Origin of the sequence: Vibrio cyclitrophicus, assembly GCA_023206055.1 — a bacterium.
Lineage (GTDB): Bacteria > Pseudomonadota > Gammaproteobacteria > Enterobacterales > Vibrionaceae > Vibrio > Vibrio cyclitrophicus_A.
In genome coordinates, this window is sequence record CP065367.1 from 351,624 (window position 1) to 369,486 (window position 17,863).

General features: G+C 43.4%; 19 protein-coding genes. 13 read left to right on the forward strand and 6 right to left on the reverse strand.

Going from position 1 to position 17,863, the window contains the following annotated elements:
• Positions 1–15 precede the first annotated feature (15 nt).
• Genes ITG09_17345 through ITG09_17355 form a run of 3 tightly spaced genes read right to left on the reverse strand, consistent with a single transcriptional unit; the run spans position 16 to position 2,862 of the window.
• Positions 16–828 carry a DUF2861 family protein gene (locus ITG09_17345; GenBank protein ID UPR54720.1) on the reverse strand — a complete coding sequence of 271 codons (813 nt, stop codon included), beginning with the start codon at positions 826–828 and terminating at the stop codon, positions 16–18.
• Positions 825–1,475 (reverse strand): response regulator transcription factor, encoded by a 651-nt coding sequence (locus ITG09_17350; GenBank protein UPR54721.1) that lies wholly within the window; start codon positions 1,473–1,475, stop codon positions 825–827. Before ITG09_17350 ends, ITG09_17345 begins: the two co-directional genes overlap by 4 nt.
• The gene (locus ITG09_17355) at positions 1,453–2,862 is read right to left on the reverse strand and encodes a DUF3404 domain-containing protein (protein UPR54722.1); all 1,410 of its coding nucleotides are present in this window, start codon (positions 2,860–2,862) and stop codon (positions 1,453–1,455) included. Before ITG09_17355 ends, ITG09_17350 begins: the two co-directional genes overlap by 23 nt.
• Positions 2,863–3,105: 243 nt before the next feature.
• On the opposite strand from ITG09_17355, the gene ITG09_17360 reads away from it, so the two are divergent.
• Positions 3,106–3,639 (forward strand): YbhB/YbcL family Raf kinase inhibitor-like protein, encoded by a 534-nt coding sequence (locus tag ITG09_17360; GenBank protein ID UPR54723.1) that lies wholly within the window; start codon positions 3,106–3,108, stop codon positions 3,637–3,639.
• Between the two features lie 23 nt (positions 3,640–3,662).
• Positions 3,663–4,460, forward strand: coding sequence for a helix-turn-helix transcriptional regulator (locus tag ITG09_17365; GenBank protein ID UPR54724.1), 798 nt, complete (start codon positions 3,663–3,665; stop codon positions 4,458–4,460).
• A gap of 30 nt (positions 4,461–4,490) precedes the next feature.
• Here the strand turns inward: ITG09_17365 and ITG09_17370 are convergent, their stop codons facing one another.
• Positions 4,491–5,684 (reverse strand): MFS transporter, encoded by a 1,194-nt coding sequence (locus ITG09_17370; GenBank protein UPR54725.1) that lies wholly within the window; start codon positions 5,682–5,684, stop codon positions 4,491–4,493.
• Between the two features lie 133 nt (positions 5,685–5,817).
• On the opposite strand from ITG09_17370, the gene ITG09_17375 reads away from it, so the two are divergent.
• The 7 genes from ITG09_17375 to ITG09_17405 all read left to right on the forward strand — a co-directional run bounded on the left by ITG09_17375 (position 5,818) and on the right by ITG09_17405 (position 11,998).
• Positions 5,818–7,149, forward strand: coding sequence for a D-serine ammonia-lyase (locus ITG09_17375; GenBank protein ID UPR54726.1), 1,332 nt, complete (start codon positions 5,818–5,820; stop codon positions 7,147–7,149).
• A gap of 160 nt (positions 7,150–7,309) precedes the next feature.
• Positions 7,310–8,119, forward strand: coding sequence for a hypothetical protein (locus ITG09_17380; protein ID UPR54727.1), 810 nt, complete (start codon positions 7,310–7,312; stop codon positions 8,117–8,119).
• A 263-nt stretch (positions 8,120–8,382) separates the two neighbouring features.
• Positions 8,383–8,751 carry a hypothetical protein gene (locus ITG09_17385; GenBank protein UPR54728.1) on the forward strand — a complete coding sequence of 123 codons (369 nt, stop codon included), beginning with the start codon at positions 8,383–8,385 and terminating at the stop codon, positions 8,749–8,751.
• Between the two features lie 124 nt (positions 8,752–8,875).
• Positions 8,876–9,253, forward strand: coding sequence for a VOC family protein (locus tag ITG09_17390; protein UPR55198.1), 378 nt, complete (start codon positions 8,876–8,878; stop codon positions 9,251–9,253).
• A 245-nt stretch (positions 9,254–9,498) separates the two neighbouring features.
• The gene (locus tag ITG09_17395) at positions 9,499–9,870 is read left to right on the forward strand and encodes a hypothetical protein (protein ID UPR54729.1); all 372 of its coding nucleotides are present in this window, start codon (positions 9,499–9,501) and stop codon (positions 9,868–9,870) included.
• A 359-nt stretch (positions 9,871–10,229) separates the two neighbouring features.
• Positions 10,230–11,090, forward strand: a complete 861-nt coding sequence (locus tag ITG09_17400) for a hypothetical protein (GenBank protein ID UPR54730.1) — start codon at positions 10,230–10,232, stop codon at positions 11,088–11,090.
• A 281-nt stretch (positions 11,091–11,371) separates the two neighbouring features.
• Positions 11,372–11,998 (forward strand): LysE family translocator, encoded by a 627-nt coding sequence (locus tag ITG09_17405; GenBank protein ID UPR54731.1) that lies wholly within the window; start codon positions 11,372–11,374, stop codon positions 11,996–11,998.
• A 75-nt stretch (positions 11,999–12,073) separates the two neighbouring features.
• Here ITG09_17405 and ITG09_17410 read toward each other — a convergent pair whose 3' ends face one another.
• The gene (locus ITG09_17410) at positions 12,074–12,679 is read right to left on the reverse strand and encodes a short chain dehydrogenase (protein UPR54732.1); all 606 of its coding nucleotides are present in this window, start codon (positions 12,677–12,679) and stop codon (positions 12,074–12,076) included.
• A gap of 153 nt (positions 12,680–12,832) precedes the next feature.
• Here ITG09_17410 and ITG09_17415 point away from each other — a divergent pair, with 153 nt between their 5' ends.
• Positions 12,833–13,717, forward strand: coding sequence for a LysR family transcriptional regulator (locus tag ITG09_17415; GenBank protein UPR54733.1), 885 nt, complete (start codon positions 12,833–12,835; stop codon positions 13,715–13,717).
• Between the two features lie 320 nt (positions 13,718–14,037).
• A complete protein-coding gene (locus tag ITG09_17420; protein UPR54734.1) occupies positions 14,038–14,583 on the forward strand; it encodes an MSHA biogenesis protein MshA in 546 nt (181 codons plus the stop codon).
• A gap of 96 nt (positions 14,584–14,679) precedes the next feature.
• On the opposite strand, the gene ITG09_17425 is transcribed toward ITG09_17420, so the two are convergent.
• A complete protein-coding gene (locus tag ITG09_17425; protein ID UPR54735.1) occupies positions 14,680–16,062 on the reverse strand; it encodes an MATE family efflux transporter in 1,383 nt (460 codons plus the stop codon).
• Positions 16,063–16,429: 367 nt separating this feature from the next.
• Between ITG09_17425 and ITG09_17430 the strand changes: the two genes are divergently transcribed.
• Complete coding sequence (locus ITG09_17430) at positions 16,430–17,224, forward strand: hypothetical protein (GenBank protein ID UPR55199.1); 795 nt, start codon at positions 16,430–16,432, stop codon at positions 17,222–17,224.
• Positions 17,225–17,364: 140 nt separating this feature from the next.
• Entirely contained in the window at positions 17,365–17,643 is a 279-nt protein-coding gene (locus ITG09_17435; protein UPR54736.1) for a hypothetical protein, read from the forward strand.
• The last annotated feature ends 220 nt before the right edge of the window (positions 17,644–17,863 follow it).

The window sequence follows — 17,863 nt, forward strand, 5'->3', positions numbered from 1 at the left end:
TTTAGTAGCATGCCATTAGAAAGGCACGGCGACGCGTTGCACATATTGGACTTCAATAGCCCCTTGGTATTCAAACATTTCAACCGACGCACTTAAGTGCTTAGCTTTGGTTTCAAGTGGGCTTTCTGTGGGAACGGGTGCTTGCGCTGTTTTGATTGGTACTTTGTAACCCAGCAGGTTGTAGTTTTCATCAAACCATTGCCAACTCACATTAGCGTCAGGGCAGTTGTCGATCACCTTTGGAGGCGAGAGCACAATATGTGGTTCGCTGAGTTTACTCTCGAGCGTCAGCCATCGATTGCTGTCATTTAAAGTGACAATAATAGGGTAGTGGTTTGAGCCTATCTTTAGTTGGTAAACACCAGATTCGGGTTTGATGAACATTTCATTGGTTTCGATCTCGTGATACTCATTATTGGAAGCGAGTTGTCCATCAAGAAGGACTTTGCCTTTAGGCGATACCAAAGAAAGAGGTTGGGTTTCTAAGCCTTTGTTGAGTTGCTCGGCAGAGACTTTGATTTGATAACCGTGCGATGACAAGCCATAGCGTCGAATGAAGCTGACTTGAATGTGGTATTTCGGCTCAGCACTTTGTTTTAGTGAGGTTCCACATTGAGTTTGGCTCAATATCTCTTGTTTGACGGGCTGCCAAAGCTCACTATCAAGTGTTTGTTGATTCAGCGCGATTTGTAGCTCCTGCCACGCGACTTGTGGTTGGTTATCAAGCAGTGATTGATAGGTGTGTTCCAGTGGCGTATCAGCAAACCAAGCCGCATGACACGCAAAGGGCGCTGCGCAAAATAGTGCTATTAGCGAGCTTAGTTTCATTGGGATTCTCCTGCCAAACGATAACCAACGCCTCGATGTGTTTCTAGGTGGAGCGTCGGCAACTTCTGACGCAATCGCAGTATGTGATTGTCCACGGTTCTGGTGCTTGGGAAGGCTTGGTAACCCCAAATCTTGTTAAGTAATTCATCTCGGTGAAACACACGCCCTTGGTTCTGAACAAACAGTACCAATAGTTGAAACTCCTTAGGTTTCAACGTGACTGGGCTTTCATCCAGATAAGCGATCCGTTCCGACAAGTTGATTTGGATATTTGCGTAATTTAAGAGGCTCACACCTAACGGACGAAGCTGAGTAATGACTCGAGCAAGTAATTCATCGTTAGAAAATGGCTTAGTCACGTAATCTTTGGCACCCGCCATTAAGCCTTCAACACGTTGTTGAACTTCTACTTTAGCGGTCAGCACAATTACAGGAAGCGCTTTGAGCAGCAACCAGTTTGGAAGGTGTTGCAAGCTGTCACCATCTTCAAGCTGTCGATCCAGTATCACAAGATCGGCTCGAAACCATTGCTTACTGGCAATCTCTGAATCCTTCGCCCAGAGGCATTGGTAACCATTGGATTCAAAGAAGCTGACGAGGCCTTGTCCAAGAAGTTGGTCGTCTTCAATCAGCAGTAGGGTGTTCATAAGTAATTTCCAAAATACATCGGGTTGGGTTACGTAGAATAATGAGTCGGCCATTCGCTTGTTTTATCAAGTGCTCGACAATAGTCAGGCCAATGCCCATGTTATCTTGTTTGTGTGCAGTGCTTGGCGTTACTCGAGACATAAGGCGTTGGATTAAAGAAGGGAAGAGTCCCTCGTCTTGCACCTCAATCGTCAGCTTGTCTCCAAGTTCGACCTTTACCAAAACATCACCTTTACCGTGTTGTTTGGCATTCTTGATCAGATTGTCCAAACAGATGGTTAGCCAGTAATAGGGAAGGTTCAGTTCAACTTCACGCGCTTCACATTGATAAGAAATATTGTGCTTTTCACATACATGATCGAGCCACTCTTCTAATGATGCGTTTTGCTTCAACAAAGGCTCTGACTGATCTGAACTTAGGTACACTTTGCTGTTTTCGGTGAGCTGAGAAAGCCTTTGATAGTCAGATATTAAACGCCAAACCGCACTTTGAGTGTCATCAGAAAAGTCGTCGTAGCGATTTCTAAACATTTCGACGGTTAAGCCAAGGCTAGTAATGGGCGTGCGCAGTTCATGAGTAAGAAGCTGTAAAACGAACTGCCTCTCTTTTCGTTGTTTTGTTCTTAGGTACAAGGCTCTAGCGAGGCCGGAAAGCAACGTTAACAGTAATGAAAATATCAAGGTTTTCATGATCAGGTTGTCATTGCTAGGCTCGCTTAAGCACACGTTGCTGTAACGAAAAGTACAGGTTTCACCCGTCAAAGAAACCTCTTGCTGCTCTGCGATAGGTTGCCAAACTTCCGATGGAATCGCTTTCCAGCCTTGTTCGCCACTTAACCAAAGCACATCATCTTGTTGCCAAGCGCGGTACCCATTAAGCAGTGCTTCTCTGCCTTGAGCGGTTAGCGTTTCTAGCTTGCTATATAAAGGGTGCTGAGGGTTGGTAATACTCAAAAATGCGCGTATTTGCTCGCTTACGTCAGGGTAAGCTGCCAAATAACGATCAGCAAAGCTACCACCGGCAGGGTGTCGTTTGGTGTGTGCTGCAAACCAAATCGAATCCAATGTTTGTTGCTGACACAGAGCGAGTTCAAATTCGATGGCGTCATGTAATGAAGGGTTATAGCTTTCAATCGTTCGGCAGTGATCTTGTATTGACGCTAACGCGGCGATGTCGCCCCAACTGAATTGGTTGAAATCGGGATAACGGCTCCGTTCATGAAGCAGAACTTTTGGATACTGAGCTAACTCTTGTTGAGATACTAGGATTGGGGATGATTGCCAGCTCAGTTGATACAGGGTTTGCCACTTGTCTTGCAAACTTTGGGCATTGGCTAGAGTTGGGAGCCAAAAGGTCAAGCAAAGGGCTAAGGTAAACCTGCGCATCCAATCATTCTCGTTAAAAGTCGTGGGGCGAGTCTAAAGAGTTTTGGACATGATTTGTAACCTGAATGTCAACAAGTGTTCCTTTAACAACAAATTGTCGAGTGGGTCATGTTTTAAAATAATAAATTGAAAATACAGTAAGTATCATTCGATCGTATTAAACTAGATGATTGTGTACTTATTGTCATTATTGAGCTGGTGGCAGGGATTATACTGGGCTCATACCTAATAAGAGGAACCATCATGAAACTCATCATCAAATCCGTATTGGCAATCAGTATTTTGGCTGCAGGCTCTGCTCAGGCGTTCGAATTAATCAGCAACGATATTCAAGAAGGTCACCCAATGGCGAAGACGTTTGAATACTCAAGTTGGGGTTGTGACGGCGATAACCTATCACCACAATTGATGTGGAACGATGCGCCAGCAGGAACCAAAAGCTTTGCAATCACGGCTTATGATCCAGATGCTCCGACTGAAAGTGGTTTTTGGCACTGGGTCGCGTTTGGTATTCCAGCAACAGTGAGCGAGCTACCTCGTGATGTCGATATCTCTAAAGTGGGTGGCAAAGAAGGTCGCATTGATTACGGTACAGTTGGCTACGGGGGCGCTTGTCCTCCAGAAAAAGATGGTATGCACCGCTATCAATTCACGGTTTGGGCATTGCCAACGGATAAGCTCAACCTCGACGAAAACACGCCGTCGGCTGTGGTTGGATTTACGTTGAACAGCATGGCTTTAGACAAAGCGAAACTGACTGCAACTTATACACGTTGATAATAAGTAAACAAGGGGATGAGATGAGTCATCAATATCAAGTAACGATCTTTCGTGCAGAGCAGTTACAAAAACTGCGTAATGTGAGAATTCTATCCCCTAGTATCATTCAGATCATTACAGGCAGTAAGCGCCTGTTTTGGAAAGATTCAGCCGCAGAACTCTCACATTCTGAGCTGCTGTTGTGTGAGGCATCAGCGTCATTAAGCTTTGAGAACATGCCCCACAAAGGACGTTTCTTATCGCGAGTATTTAGCTTTCAATTCCAACCTTCTCAAGGGATGCTTGATTTAAGTGAGGAACGTTCTAATGATCTGGGGTTGCCTACAGTACAAGCGGATCGTAGCTTACAAGACTCACTCAATGCCCTGTTTTCCTTTGATAGACAGAGCATGAGTAAAGAGACCCAGCAGTTTTGGTTACAGGGCTTATATCAGCAATTAGCCGAAAAAGGGGTGTTGCATCGATTGTTTGCCAGTGCCAACGTCTCGTTTAGCCAAAAGCTCAGTCATTACCTTTCACATTCACCTGATGAGAAGCATCCGCTAGAGTCGGTAGCGGAACGCTTTGCGATGAGCCGCGCCACGCTTATCCGTAAATTGAAACTTGAAGGCATGCAATATCGTGAGGTACTGGCAGAAGTTCGGTTGAGTCATGCGCTTTATCTGATGCAAAACGGACAGCAGAATGTTGCTGTGTTGGCTCAGTCTTGCGGTTACCAATCGGAAGGGCGCTTTAGTCAGCGCTTTAAAGGCAAATTTGGTTTGTCGCCAAGTGAATACATCAAAACCGTCGTCAGCAATAGAATAGCGAACAAATAAAGTCGCGACGCCATAACCATTCTGTTTGTCCTAAACGCTCACTTTCTTATCTCGTGCTGCCAATGCCGCAAAAATCGTGCACGCAAAAGCAACAGATGCGATCAGCAGAATGGGAACACTCCAAGAATCGGTTTGAGCATGAAGCTTACCCACCAGCGTTGGGCCTGTTGCTGCTAAAGCATAACCAATTCCTTGCGCCATACCCGACAGCGATGCGGCTTGGCTGCTATTCGATGTTCTCAGGCCAACAAAAGAGAGCGCGATAATAAACGTAGAGCAGTTGGCTAATCCAAAGAGTCCCACCCAAAATATCGCAAACTCAGGAAAATACAGCAGCCCAATCAATCCAATAAATACACTAGAAGTACAAAGCGTAATGAGCCATTGTTGGTTATCGCTTTTACCTAAGAACGGCAGCAACAGCAATCCCGGAACCATAGTTGAAAATTGTAGAAATCCGTAGATGTAACCCGCATCGATTTCGCTGTAGCCAAGGTCGTTCAAGATCTGTGGAAGCCAGCCTGCCAAAGAATAGAAGGTAAATGAGTTAAGCCCAAGAGCTAGTGTCACTTGCCATGCAACGCCACTCTTGATCATCTTCTTCATCGGAATAGGCTTTTCTTGATGCTTGTTATTGGTTGCTGAAGAAGAACGCTTTCTGATCTTAGGCAACCAAATCATCAAAGCTAATATTGGGAATATTAGGTTCATTAACAGTGCTAATTGCCAACCCGTAATCGTGAATAAGGTTAGATTTGAAAACGGCACCATCAAACTTGAGCCTAACGTCGAACCGATGCCCATCGTAAAGATGTACAAAGAAGTGACTGTCGCAATACGAGTAGGGAAGCTAATTTTCACTACAACAGGCAGCAACACGTTACCAATCGCGATACCAAGTCCAATCATCACTGTGCCGATGTATAAAGTCGGAATTGCTCCAAAAGAGCGCAGTGTAATACCCGTAGTGATCAAAACTAAGCCTAAGAGCAAGCTTGGTTCTAGACCAATTCGTTCAGATATCTTGGTGACTAATGGTGAAAATAAGGCAAAAGTTAACAGTGGCAAAGCTGTTAAGAAGCCAGCAGCCGACGACGTAAGGTTGAGGCCTTCCATAACCTGAGAAAGCACAGGAGCCAAGCTCGTAAAAGGCCCACGAAGGTTAAGTGCTAGGAATAGAATCCCTAACATGACGAAAATGCTATTACGAAGAGAGGCGCTCATAGGTTGTTCTACTGTTTGCTTATGAGAAGACAGGCTAGCCTACAGGTCATTGAATGATTACACAAATACCGTTTAAATAGGTTTACTAATGACTGAACCAGCGTCGCGCACGCTTTACCAAAGAAGGTAATCCATGACTGTATTGAATATCGATAAACTCATCTCAGATTTCCCATTGCTTCAACAATTGATTGCATTGGAAGAAGTGGTTTGGTTTAACCCAAATGTGACGACTCTGGAGCGGGGTTTACCTTATGTGGGATTAGGCGAACAAGATATTCATGATGCGAGTTTGAGGTTACAAAGGTTTGCCCCTTATCTAGCCAAGGCGTTTCCTGAAACTCAAGCGACCAATGGCATCATTGAGTCTGAGCTTATCGATATCCCTGCAATGAAGTTAGCATTAGAAGCTCATTATCAGCAGCCAATAAAAGGGCGTTTGATGATGAAGAAAGACAGCCATTTACCGATTTCAGGTTCAATCAAAGCTCGCGGTGGTATCTATGAAGTACTAACGCATGCCGAGAAGCTTGCGATTGAAGCGGGGTTACTGTGTGAGAGCGATGACTACAGCAAGTTGCTCGAACCTGAGTTTCGTAACTTCTTCCAACAATACAGCATTGCAGTAGGTTCAACGGGTAACCTAGGCATGTCGATCGGCATCATGAGTGCCAAGCTAGGTTTTACAGTGTCCGTTCATATGTCGGCAGATGCGAGAGCTTGGAAGAAAAGCAAACTTCGTGAGCATGGCGTTAACGTTGTTGAATATGAAGAAGATTATGGCGTTGCAGTGGAACAAGGACGTAAAGAGGCAGAACAAGATCCGCGATGCTTTTTCATTGATGATGAAAACTCGCAAACCCTGTTCCTTGGTTATTCGGTGGCAGGACAAAGGCTCAAACAGCAATTTGAGCAACAACACATTTCGGTAGATAAAGAACACCCGTTATTTGTTTACTTGCCATGTGGAGTAGGTGGTGGACCCGGTGGTGTCGCATTTGGCTTGAAGATGGCTTTTGGTGACCACGTCCATTGTATTTTTGCTGAACCGACTCATTCACCTTGCATGTTGCTCGGTGTTCATACGGGTTTGCATGATGAGATTGCAGTTCAAGATCTGGGTATTGATAACTTGACCGCAGCAGACGGGCTTGCAGTCGGCCGTGCTTCCGGTTTTGTTGGGCGAGCGATGGAACGCTTATTAGATGGCTATTACACGTTGACCGACGAACGCATGTATCAGTTGCTAAGTGAATTGAATCAAGCCGAAGGTATTAAGTTAGAGCCTTCTGCGCTAGCAGGTATGACGGGCGTGATTCATGTTGAGCAGAATAGAGAATATCTTGATCGCCTACAAATTGATAATTCTACGTTAGCTAACGCGACTCATCTTGTTTGGGCGACTGGTGGCGGCATGGTGCCAGAGCAAGAAATGGCGGCGTATTTAGCTAAGTCTTCGGTCTAAATCAGATAGAAAGTCGGACGCTGGTGGATGATTTATGAGTTTAAACGAAGCAATAAGTTGCGCAGATCGTTATCCCAAACACATATTTTATAAATTAGGCTTCATAGGTGTTCTAACTATCAGTTAGGTTGAGTGGCATTCAACTTGATGGGATATAGAGATGCAAACAGATAAAGTGCTGAAAGCAATACAAACACCAAAGCCAAACACACCAGAACAATTACTACAACGTTTAGATGCGATTGGCGAGTCTTTAAAAGCGTCAGGTAAAGCTCATGCTCTATTGGGGTTAGGTTCAGTCGGTATTGAAACAGAACGACTGGATCAGTATTCAGATGTGGATTTTTTCGCGATAGTGCAGCCGGGGCACAAGCAGTATTTCCTAGACAGTTTGCATTGGTTATCTGATATCAACCCAATCGACTACGCGGTAAGAAATACGGTCGATGGTTATAAAGTACTTTATGCCGATGGGATATTCTGTGAGTTTGCTGTATTCGAACCCCACGAGTTAGCGCATATCCCATTTGCTGAAGGGCGCATTGTTTGGCAACAACCTGAATTTGATACGCAGTGTTGTGTTCCACCAACGAAGGATGCGGCAGAAAGTAATTCTCAAGAATGGGTCCTCGGTGAGGCACTCACCAACCTTTATGTGGGTATGTCTCGTTATAACCGCGGTGAAAAGCTTTCTGGGAGTCGATTTGTTCAATCTTACGCGCTTGATCGTTTGATCGATCTTGCGGATCAAACTGAAAGCCCACAACCTGAATTTGTCGATGAATTTATGTCTGACAGAAGGCTAGAGGCGCGCTTCCCTAAGTTTGCCCAATTGCTGCCAACCTTTACCCAAGGTTACGAGCGCACCGCTGAATCGGCACTTGCCCAACTAGCGTTCCTCAAAACCCACTTTACAATCAACCAAGCCATGTGTGACCGAATCACAGCATTGTGCTTGGGTGAAGATTAGAACTATAACCTGTTAAACTTAAAACTATTTTCTTGGTGCGTGGTTCGTTTTTATTTGCCGGTAGTAATATCTACGATATGGCAAGGAAATAACGACTCTTTAACAATCAAGATTTTATATTCAATAGCTAGCTTGGATGTAAATAAAGTCAATTAATTTGAATGCTGATTACGATTGATTTATAAAATTGATTTTGTAAATGAAAATGAGATTGTATGGCAAAGTATGATCTCAAACGCCAGCATCAAAATTATGGTGACTAAATGAAAATTAACGTTTTACTCCCTGCATTGTTTTCGGCTTTAGCCTTAATGTCGGGCTGTTCAGAGGTAGTCAGCGATGAGTACTCGACTTACGCGCAAGCCAAGCAAGAGCACTTATTCGATAGGGGATGGTTACCCGAGATTCTGCCTAAATCTACCGTGAAGATTGAAGTGAATAATGATCTGGATGCGAATACTTCAGAAGGAAGCTTCATCATCAACGAGCCTGAGTTATCGGAGTTTATTGCGAAATTGAAGCCGATTAAATCAACCAATCAATTTGGTTTTGTAGATGGCGAGCATGTTTGGGTATTCAAGGTAGGTGATGATAGTTTAATTTCCTACACGCTCAGTAAGAACCAAGGCTAATTTAAGTAATTCCAACCTACATTTCTGTTATGAGTTATGTAGGTTGCCGAATGACATTGTTCACCTATTTATGCCTAGTCTCCGACAATAAGCCCTTATCACTCTTAGTTACAGGAAGGTAATGATGGAAATCAGTCAATTGGATCATTTGGTATTAACCGTGAGTGATTTACAAGTTACGCTAGACTTTTACCAACGAGTGCTTGGAATGACGCCCATCGAATTTGGTGAGGGCAGGTTAGCGTTGTCATTTGGGACGCAGAAGATCAATTTACACCTCAGCGGCAGCGAGTTCGAGCCAAAAGCAAGGCGTGTGCAGGTCGGTAGTGCAGACCTCTGCTTTATTACCAATACACCAATTGCTGAAGTTGTCGAACATATCAAAGCGCAAGGAGTCGTGATAGAAGAGGGACCCGTACCGCGAACAGGTGCAATGGGAAACGTTGTCTCTGTTTATATTCGAGATCCTGATGGCAACCTAATTGAGCTCTCCAATTATTAAGCTAAAGCACTAAATCCGTACGCATTTCTTTACTCTTCAAGAACACAACTTTTCACGTCTACTCCGCATATCACTGGATGTCGTCAGCCAAATAAAATACAATCGAACAATGTTTTATTAATTCGTGCTTTATCACTATGATGAGAAACTTACTCATATTCATCGTTAGTCTGTTTTTCTTAACAGCTTGTTCTTCAACGAGTAATCAATAGCTGGACGACGAGACATTGAGCAACGAAGACGCTATGTCGAAAAGCGTAGAGGGAGAGAGTCATCTCGAGACTTCAAAGGACACAAATACGAAGACCAGCGTTGAATCTCCCCATGAATCAATCGTTAATAATCAACCAATAACTGATCATGAATCAAACTCAAACCTTGATTCAAATAAAGACACGATAGATCACGCTAATACAGAGCCAGAATCAGTGGAACCTTCTCAAGTCGCAACGACAGAGACAAATGAAACCCAAGCAGAGACAGGCGGGGAAAAAGGCATCGGAAGCTATTTTATTCGTCATAACCAACCAACTAAGACCGTGATTAAATCACTAGAGGGCGTGACAGATGCATTGAACGTTATGACGTTTGGGATATTTGCCACCGGTAATGGTTAAACCGTTAACCAATAAAGCCAACCTATTAGATAGAATCAAACGTGAAGGCGAGCCAAGTGGTTCGCCTTTTTTGATCTTCTAAATCTGGCCATCGTTCTTCTTAATAATCGTGTTCATTTATCTGAGCGTTTGAGTCAGGCGACGGTGAACGAAAATAGGAAATTATTAGTTCTGGAAGGGAGTCGCCGAATTTACCTTGTTTGACTTGTTATATGCATCAAGGGTTCTAATACTTATCCCAAAGCAAGTAATGAAATCTAATCTTACAAAGACAAGTCTTATATTCACTTGAGAGCATAGTAAGATGTTTGCTGTTAATTTCGGTTTAGGTTTAGTTATCAATATTCTAGGGAAGAAGAATGAAGAATAAGAGTGTGGTTTTAAGTGTCGCGATGGTGATGTTGTCAGCTCATGCAATTGCATCAGATGCGAATCATGAGTCTGTATCAGATGGTGTTATCGCAGAACAAAGAGCGAAGCTTTCTGAAAATACCCAAGGACAAGGTTTTGGACCGCAAGCCCCGCGAGATTTGGGTTCATTTGAAGGAACAAATACCAGGTTGTTCTCGGATGCCCCTGATTCAACAGCGATGAACTTATGTAATATCCACTTCCATAAAAATGCTGAGCATAAAGGCGGCGAGTTTACTCAATACGCTGGCAACGGTGATGGTAAGGGATTTCAGAGTGGCTTTAAATACACGGGCAAGCTGAGTTCTGCTGAGCTGAAACCATTTGAGGGCAAGGTTTGTCCAAGCGATCATGGTTCTTTGCATTCGGGTGACACCATTGAAGTGCATTATGTGTACTCGACAGCACAAGTTGAACCGGGTGAAACGTTGGGCGCTTGCTTTAACGATGCGATTACCAATCCGCAACTGCGTGTAGAAACCCAAGTTTTAGTCTTAGTTAATGATGACAAAGCACTCGACTTTGAAGCACTCGCTAAACATTCAAAGGTGAACGGCTTACATCAAGCACCAAACATCCCACAAGATACGGGTTCAGCGATTCAATACGCAGGCTCTACAACAGGTCCTGGTTACAATGAGCAAGGTTCGCCTTTCCAAGTAACATGGAGCGTGAGACCTCAAGTAGCAAAAGTGAATATCGCAACGGTTGGCAACTGGTGTGAAGGAAACGATTTCAACGAAGATCACGCACATGGTGTGAGAAACATAGTTGTAAACCCAGAGTTGTTATCACCAATCGCGAACTAATCTTGTTGAGTTGAGTTGAGTTGAGTTGAGTTGAGTTGAGTTGAGTTGAGTTGTAATCAATATTTTGCAAAGGCGAGCCACTAGGTTCGCCTTTTTTATGTCTTAACGAAAAACACGTAGGTTTAACTTTAAGGTCATGCTTAGAGGGGAAATTACGTGTGACACTTATTCAAAACACGGGTTGTGTAAATCGTATTTAGTCAAAAACGTTCTTTACCAGAATCGAAGCTCCATGATACGTTCATGACCAATTATGTTGGGTTATAGAAAAGGACAGTCCAATGTCATTAGAAAGTGCGATTACATTCTTTATTGCCATGTTTATATTTGGTATTACTCCGGGGCCTGGCGTATTTGCCATTTTAGCTCGTGCTATGGTTCAAGGGTGGCGAAAGTGCGTCACTCTTTCGTTAGGAATGATATGCAGTGATCTTATTTATCTTACGCTTGCATGTTTTGGTCTAGCGACGCTTGCTGAAAACTGGTCGTTTGCGTTTGAGGTGATTCGCTACGTTGGTGCAGCCTATTTGATTTACCTTGGCTACAAGATGTTTAAGAGCCTACCTGAAGTGCAAGGTTCAGCGGAGCTCGCGGCCAAACAGAGTCAGAAATCCGAACTTGCCAGTTTCGCGCAAGGCTTTTTGATTTCAGCATCAAACCCTAAAGTGATTTTGTTTTATATTTCGTTCTTGCCGACTTTTATTGATCTGACTGTTTTACGTTCACAAGATATCGTCTTGGTTTCCGCTTTAGCATCTGTTGCTCTAATGTCAGGTTTGATGCTTATCGCCGTAGGTGCGGGCAGAATGGCAGGTTTGCTAAAAACGCCACGCGCACATAAAAGGTTAAATCAAAGTGCTGGTGGAATAATGATTGTTGCTGGCTCATATTTGGCGATAAATCGATAAATACGACTCTTTAAACAAGAAGGCGAACCAAATGGTTCGCCTTTTTCGTTATAGCTGCGCGTTTTGTTTGTAAATCTAAGCGTCTACGAAAATCACTTCACCAGTAAGAAAGCCATCGACCGAACGCTCGAACGCTTTGCCGACTAATTTGCTTGGTACGGGTTCAAAACCTGGCATCATTTCACCATACACATCCCACGCTTCAGCGAGCACGGTAGGGTTGATGACATTGATGCGGGTGTTTCTTGGCATCTCATAAGCGACACACTTTACGAAGGTGTCAATCGCGCCGCTGGTGGTCGCATCTGCAATAGCGAAAGGGATTGGTTTAACATTCAAAATACCGCTAATCAATGTAAATGAACCACCATCAGCAATGTACTTTTGGCCGATACGAACAAGATTAATTTGTCCCATCATTTTGCTCATTACCGTGGTCATCCACTGTTCTTCTGTCATATCTGCAAAGGTGTTGTATTCACAAAGGCCGACTGTGTTCACAACCGCATCAAAGTGTCCCACGTTCTTGTAAAGCGCTTCAATCGACTTTGGGTCGGTGATATCAACAATATGGTCGACATCGCCAGAGCGACCCGCTGTGATTACGTTGTGATTGCCTAAGCCCATTAGTGCTGCTTGACCCATCTTGCCACGTGCGCCAATTAGAATGATTGTTTTCATGTTGTTCTCCGATCTGTATGTGTTTCGTTTCGATGGAAGAACTTTAACTAGATAACTAAACAAGTAGAAACAAAGCTTAATTGTGAGTGTTACTGGTTTTGCTTGTGCAGTGTTACACTCATACAGAATCCAATTTCACGGAAGTAGGTAAGTGTGAGCAAATTAGATCGACTAGACATAAAACAACTCAGGGTTTTTCAAGCGCTAATACGTGAGGAAAACGCGTCTAAAGCTGCCAACCAATTAGGGATGACTCAGCAAGCCGTCAGTGAGCATTTAAAGAAACTGCGTGAAGTGTTCGACGACAGGTTGTTTGTGAGAAAGACCAATGGATTTGTTCCAACGACATTTGCTCAAGAACTTTCTGTTGGTGTAGATCGTCTGCTTATTGATTTCAACTTACTGTTATCAAAAAGCAACTTTGTGCCAGAGAAAGCAAAAGGGACGTTTGTGATTGCGGCGACAGATTATACCCAGCAGATTATTTTACCGAGCTTGATAGCAAAGCTAAGGGAGCGAGCGCCGGAATTAAAGCTGATTGTGCGTGACTTCGAAATCGATAACCTGCACGAGTTAATGGAAAGCGGCAAGGTCAATTTAGCTATCGCATTCCCTGATTACATCCCAGACAGCTACAAGGTCATTAAGCTGTTTGAAGAGCACCATGTTTGCGTCACTTCACCTCATTCCTCTATCGCACAAACCACCCCGTCGATGGAAGAGGTCGCGTGTTATCCGACGATCATAGCTTCACCATCTCGCCCAAACTTTAAAGGGTCGATTGACGAATGGTTTGGCAAGTTTGGTTTAAAGCGCAATGTCGTTGTATCCGCGCCGTGTTTCTCCATCGTACCCATGTATCTAAACACCACTGACTCGATTGCGTTCTTACCATCCAGAGCGATAGAAGGGCTGAATCTAATCACACTTCCAATGGAGCAATCACCAGAGAGTTTCGATGTGGTAGCTGCGTGGCACCCAAGATACAACGATGATCCGCTACAAAAGTGGGTCACCTCCTTATTAGAAGTTGAATAGTCAGGATCAAGACGTCGTTTAAGTAGGTTGTTCAATCATGCGTGGGCTCAAAGAAATGGGTTAAACTTAATCAGTGTCTAACTCAAGTTTTTCCTACAGTGTTACTGATAGAAAACCCATTCACGCCTTATTTGACAATGCTTCCAGTAAATATGAGAGATTTAAAGTTATAAAATTACTTAAATATACTGGGTTATAGAAAATCAGGTTGAGTTTTAAGTGTGCTGTTCAAGATGTATAGTTATTGATAGTTCATTCAGTAATTGTATCTGTAGTTGTCAGTTGATGTGGGTGTTATGAAGAAAAACGGATTTACTTTAATGGAATTAATCATTGTGATCGTGATACTTGGAGTATTGGCCGTTACAGCTGCCCCGAGGTTCCTCAATATTCAAGAGTCAGCGAGAGAAGCAGTACTTGAAGGTGTTGCGGGTGCGATGGAAGGCGTGATCACGCAGGTGACTTCTAAAGCTATTATCGCAGGGCTTGATCCTGACGCATCAAATCCAGGTGATCAGAGTAACTATGTAATCGATTTTGGTATCGGTAGCGTTGAGGTTGATTGGGGAACGCTTTGCCCAGAGAGCCGGGGAGAGTCGGGCGACAAATTGACGATGATCGACTTTATGACTTTGTCAGATGATGACAGCTTAACTTCTGATTTTGGTAATCGACACACTGTGATCGGGTATGACTACGATTTTACCCAAGCTGAATTAGATAGCACGAACATAACGGATGCGGATCTAGAGACGCGCCAAGGTTGTTATGTTCTTTACGATTCTTTTGGTGGGCGAGTAACCGGAAATGAATGTCCTGCTGGTGGTTGTGAATGCACCGTTCGTGTAGTGAATGACGAATGTTAACCAAATACATTAACTGACTTATAGAAATTCAATAAAAAAGCGCGTTATTGCCGAGTAGCAATAACGCGCTTTTTTGTATTAGCTTAATGGTCTATCTTAGTTTGCTATTGCTGCATCTGCTGGTGGCAAGTCACGCTTCTTAATCACGTATCGCAAACGAAGTAACATCAGAGCCGCTGAAACGCTCAAGCCCGTTAGGATACCAATCCAAAAGCCTTCTTCACCCATTGCAGGAACAATGTGGTCTGTTAAGCCCAACACCATGCCCAGTGGTAGTGCTAAGCCCCAGTATGAAGCGATAGCTAAGATCATCGGGATCTTAGTGTCTTTATAGCCACGTAGTGCGCCGTTAGCAGACGTTTGCAATGCATCACTAAACTGGTACATCGCCGTAAAGGTCAACAATACTGCTGCTGTCGCGCTTATTGTAGGGTCGGTTGTGTAAAGCCTAATGATCCACTCAGGGAACAGCAGGAACATCGCTACTGAAAGCAATGAAATCAACGCTGCAACCAAGATACCGACTTTACTGCGTTCAATTGCGCCTAGTTCGTCTTTCTCGCCTAGTGCATGTCCAACACGAATCGTAATGCCAAATGAGATACTCATAGGAATCACGTAAGTCAGGCTCGAGATGTTAAGTGCAATTTGTGCGGCTGCCACGTTCTCTGCACCGATACGGCCAATCATCAACGCGATTACCGCAAAGATACTGCCACACACCGCGATGTTCATCCCGATAGGTAAACCTAATCTTAGAAGGTGAAGCATTTCTTTAGCTTTTGGTTTTGCATCTGAAAAGTTGATGATGGTTTTGTAGTGATGATGGCCTTTAATGTAGGAATACAGCATTCCCGACATCAGCCAATACACTAAACTTGTTGCCCAGCCACAACCTACAGCGCCCATTTCAGGGAAGCCAAACTTACCGTAAATAAGCACGTAGTTGACTGGAATATTAATCAGCAAACCAATTACCGAAATGATCATCGGCACTTTGGTGTTGTTCATACCTTCACAGAAGCCGTTCAAGGTGTAGAACAGGGCTATCCCCGGCACACCAAAGGCTAGGGCAAACGCATAGTCACTGCCAATTGGAATGATCTCAGCGGCTACACCAATCCATTCTAAAATCGGTTTCGCACTCACCAAATAAGCGATGAGGAGCACACTCGCTATTAATGCCAGCCAAACCATCTGGAAGAATTCAACAGAGATACTTTGGAAGTCGCGTGCGCCGCGGTGGTAAGCAACAACAGGCGTTAGCGCCATAATCACACCACGCAGTAGCAGCAACACGGGAATCCAAAGGCTGGTGCCAAGTGCAATAGCGGCGAGATCGGCAGGGCTTACTTGGCCAGCCATTGTCGTATCGACAAATCCCATCGCTTGGGTAGCTATTTGAGTCAAAATGATTGGAATCGAAAGATGCATAAGCGCACCCGATTCACGAGTAAAAGGACGAAGTTTCGTTAGCATGGAAGTTCACAACACCAATATAAATACACGAATGATGGCAGGATGGCCGGTGTGTATTTTAGGATGTGCCCCGTTGGGCGGGCGACAATATAAACACCTTACCGTATAGGGTCAAGCTTTGGATTTATAGAGTTCAATTAGTTCTGAAATAGGGAAGGGTTCTGATGGTTAAAACACAGCTATCACGCACGTAAGTTTATGATTTCGTGGGAGTCATACGAGGCGGTTAAATTCTATATTTGCCGCGCTAATCACTAATGTTTCGATATAAGTAATTGTTATGGAAAGATAAAGGCTAGTACAATTGGTGGCATAAGAAACTAGATAGAAAATTCTGGGCTTAAATCCAGATTTTTCTATCTAATAGCTGTTAGTTTTCAGGAAAAGTATGGAACCTTGGGTTAGATTTGAAAATGTTCGAGAAAAGCGTAAAGGTTATTACGTTTCTTACACTCCAAAATTTGTCAGTGACAAAATTGACGATAGTACAGCAATATTATCGGTCAGATTACTTGACGACTTTAACCTAGAAAAATGTAAGGAAATATCGGAGAAAGAGTTCGAATATTGGATCAAACGCTTCAATGTGCCATTGCAAGTAATTCCCGCATATGAAAATAACTCTTTCAAGAGAATCTCAAGTATCACGGGTGTTGGTTATATTTGCGGCATTTCGTCTGAAACATTTCGCTGGGGTGGTTTTCTTGAGGGTGAGCTAGCAGAATCAATGCCAGATAATGATACGCTCAAATTAACCTACAAAGATCTTCCTAGTAAAAACTCCGAGGAAGCTGAGCAAGATTTGAAGCAACGTATTCTAGGTATATCTGCCATTAAATGGCTTACTCTATTTACAGCTGTACTAATTCCAGCTCTGATTGCATTCCTTGGTTGGTCTCATCCTCTTTTTTCGGCTATTGCTCTAGTTGTAGCGTGGTATAAATGTGCTGATAAATGGTTATCTTTAACTGGTCGAAAGATCAAAACAGAATCAGAGTTGGCTAAAGAGAAAGACAATAGGCTTAAGGAGCACCATCATTATCATTGTAAGATCAACCCAGACGGTTTTTCCAAATTGAAACTAGAGAATTTCAAGGCTAACAGAGAGCAAAGATTAAAGGATAAACTCAATGAAATGACGCGTGTGGAAATTGAAAACTAACAAGCAATTTAAGATTGATTCCCCCACACTTGGTATTTGTGGGTTGGGTTTAGTGTTTATCGGACAATGATTTAGGTAAGGTATCAGCGTTATTTACACCTTAATTTTGCGTAATATACCAATACAGATAGGAAGTAAGAATGAACGTTGTATATGAATTTTTATATGTACTTTCATTATCCAAACGCACTCAATTAGCATTGATTCTTGGTGTCGTTTTTCACTTTGTAATTTTATTGCTTGGGAAATACTACATCGCTGATATTGAGTTCCAAGGGGTAATGAAACCTTTAGAAGATGCCATAGTTGGGAAGCTATTACATAGGTACGACAAGCTAGCGTTGTTTGCCTTGGTTTCTTTTTGGGTCTTGGCTTTTAAATGCTACCGTAAAGATCACAAAAGGTTTTATAGCTTGTAGTTCTTTCTTTAGGCACTTATTAAGGGACTTTCAGATTTTGGGAACAGGCTTATAACAAACGATCATGGCGCCAGTATCAACTTGGCGCTATCCATCTATTAGTGACTTAAAACCTATCGCCGTATAAGCCTCTCACTGCCACAACGCCAGCAGAAATAGTAAAAGCCCAATCCCAAGCGTGACTTTTAGAAGCAAGCCAAGAGGGGCTCCACCTTTTGGC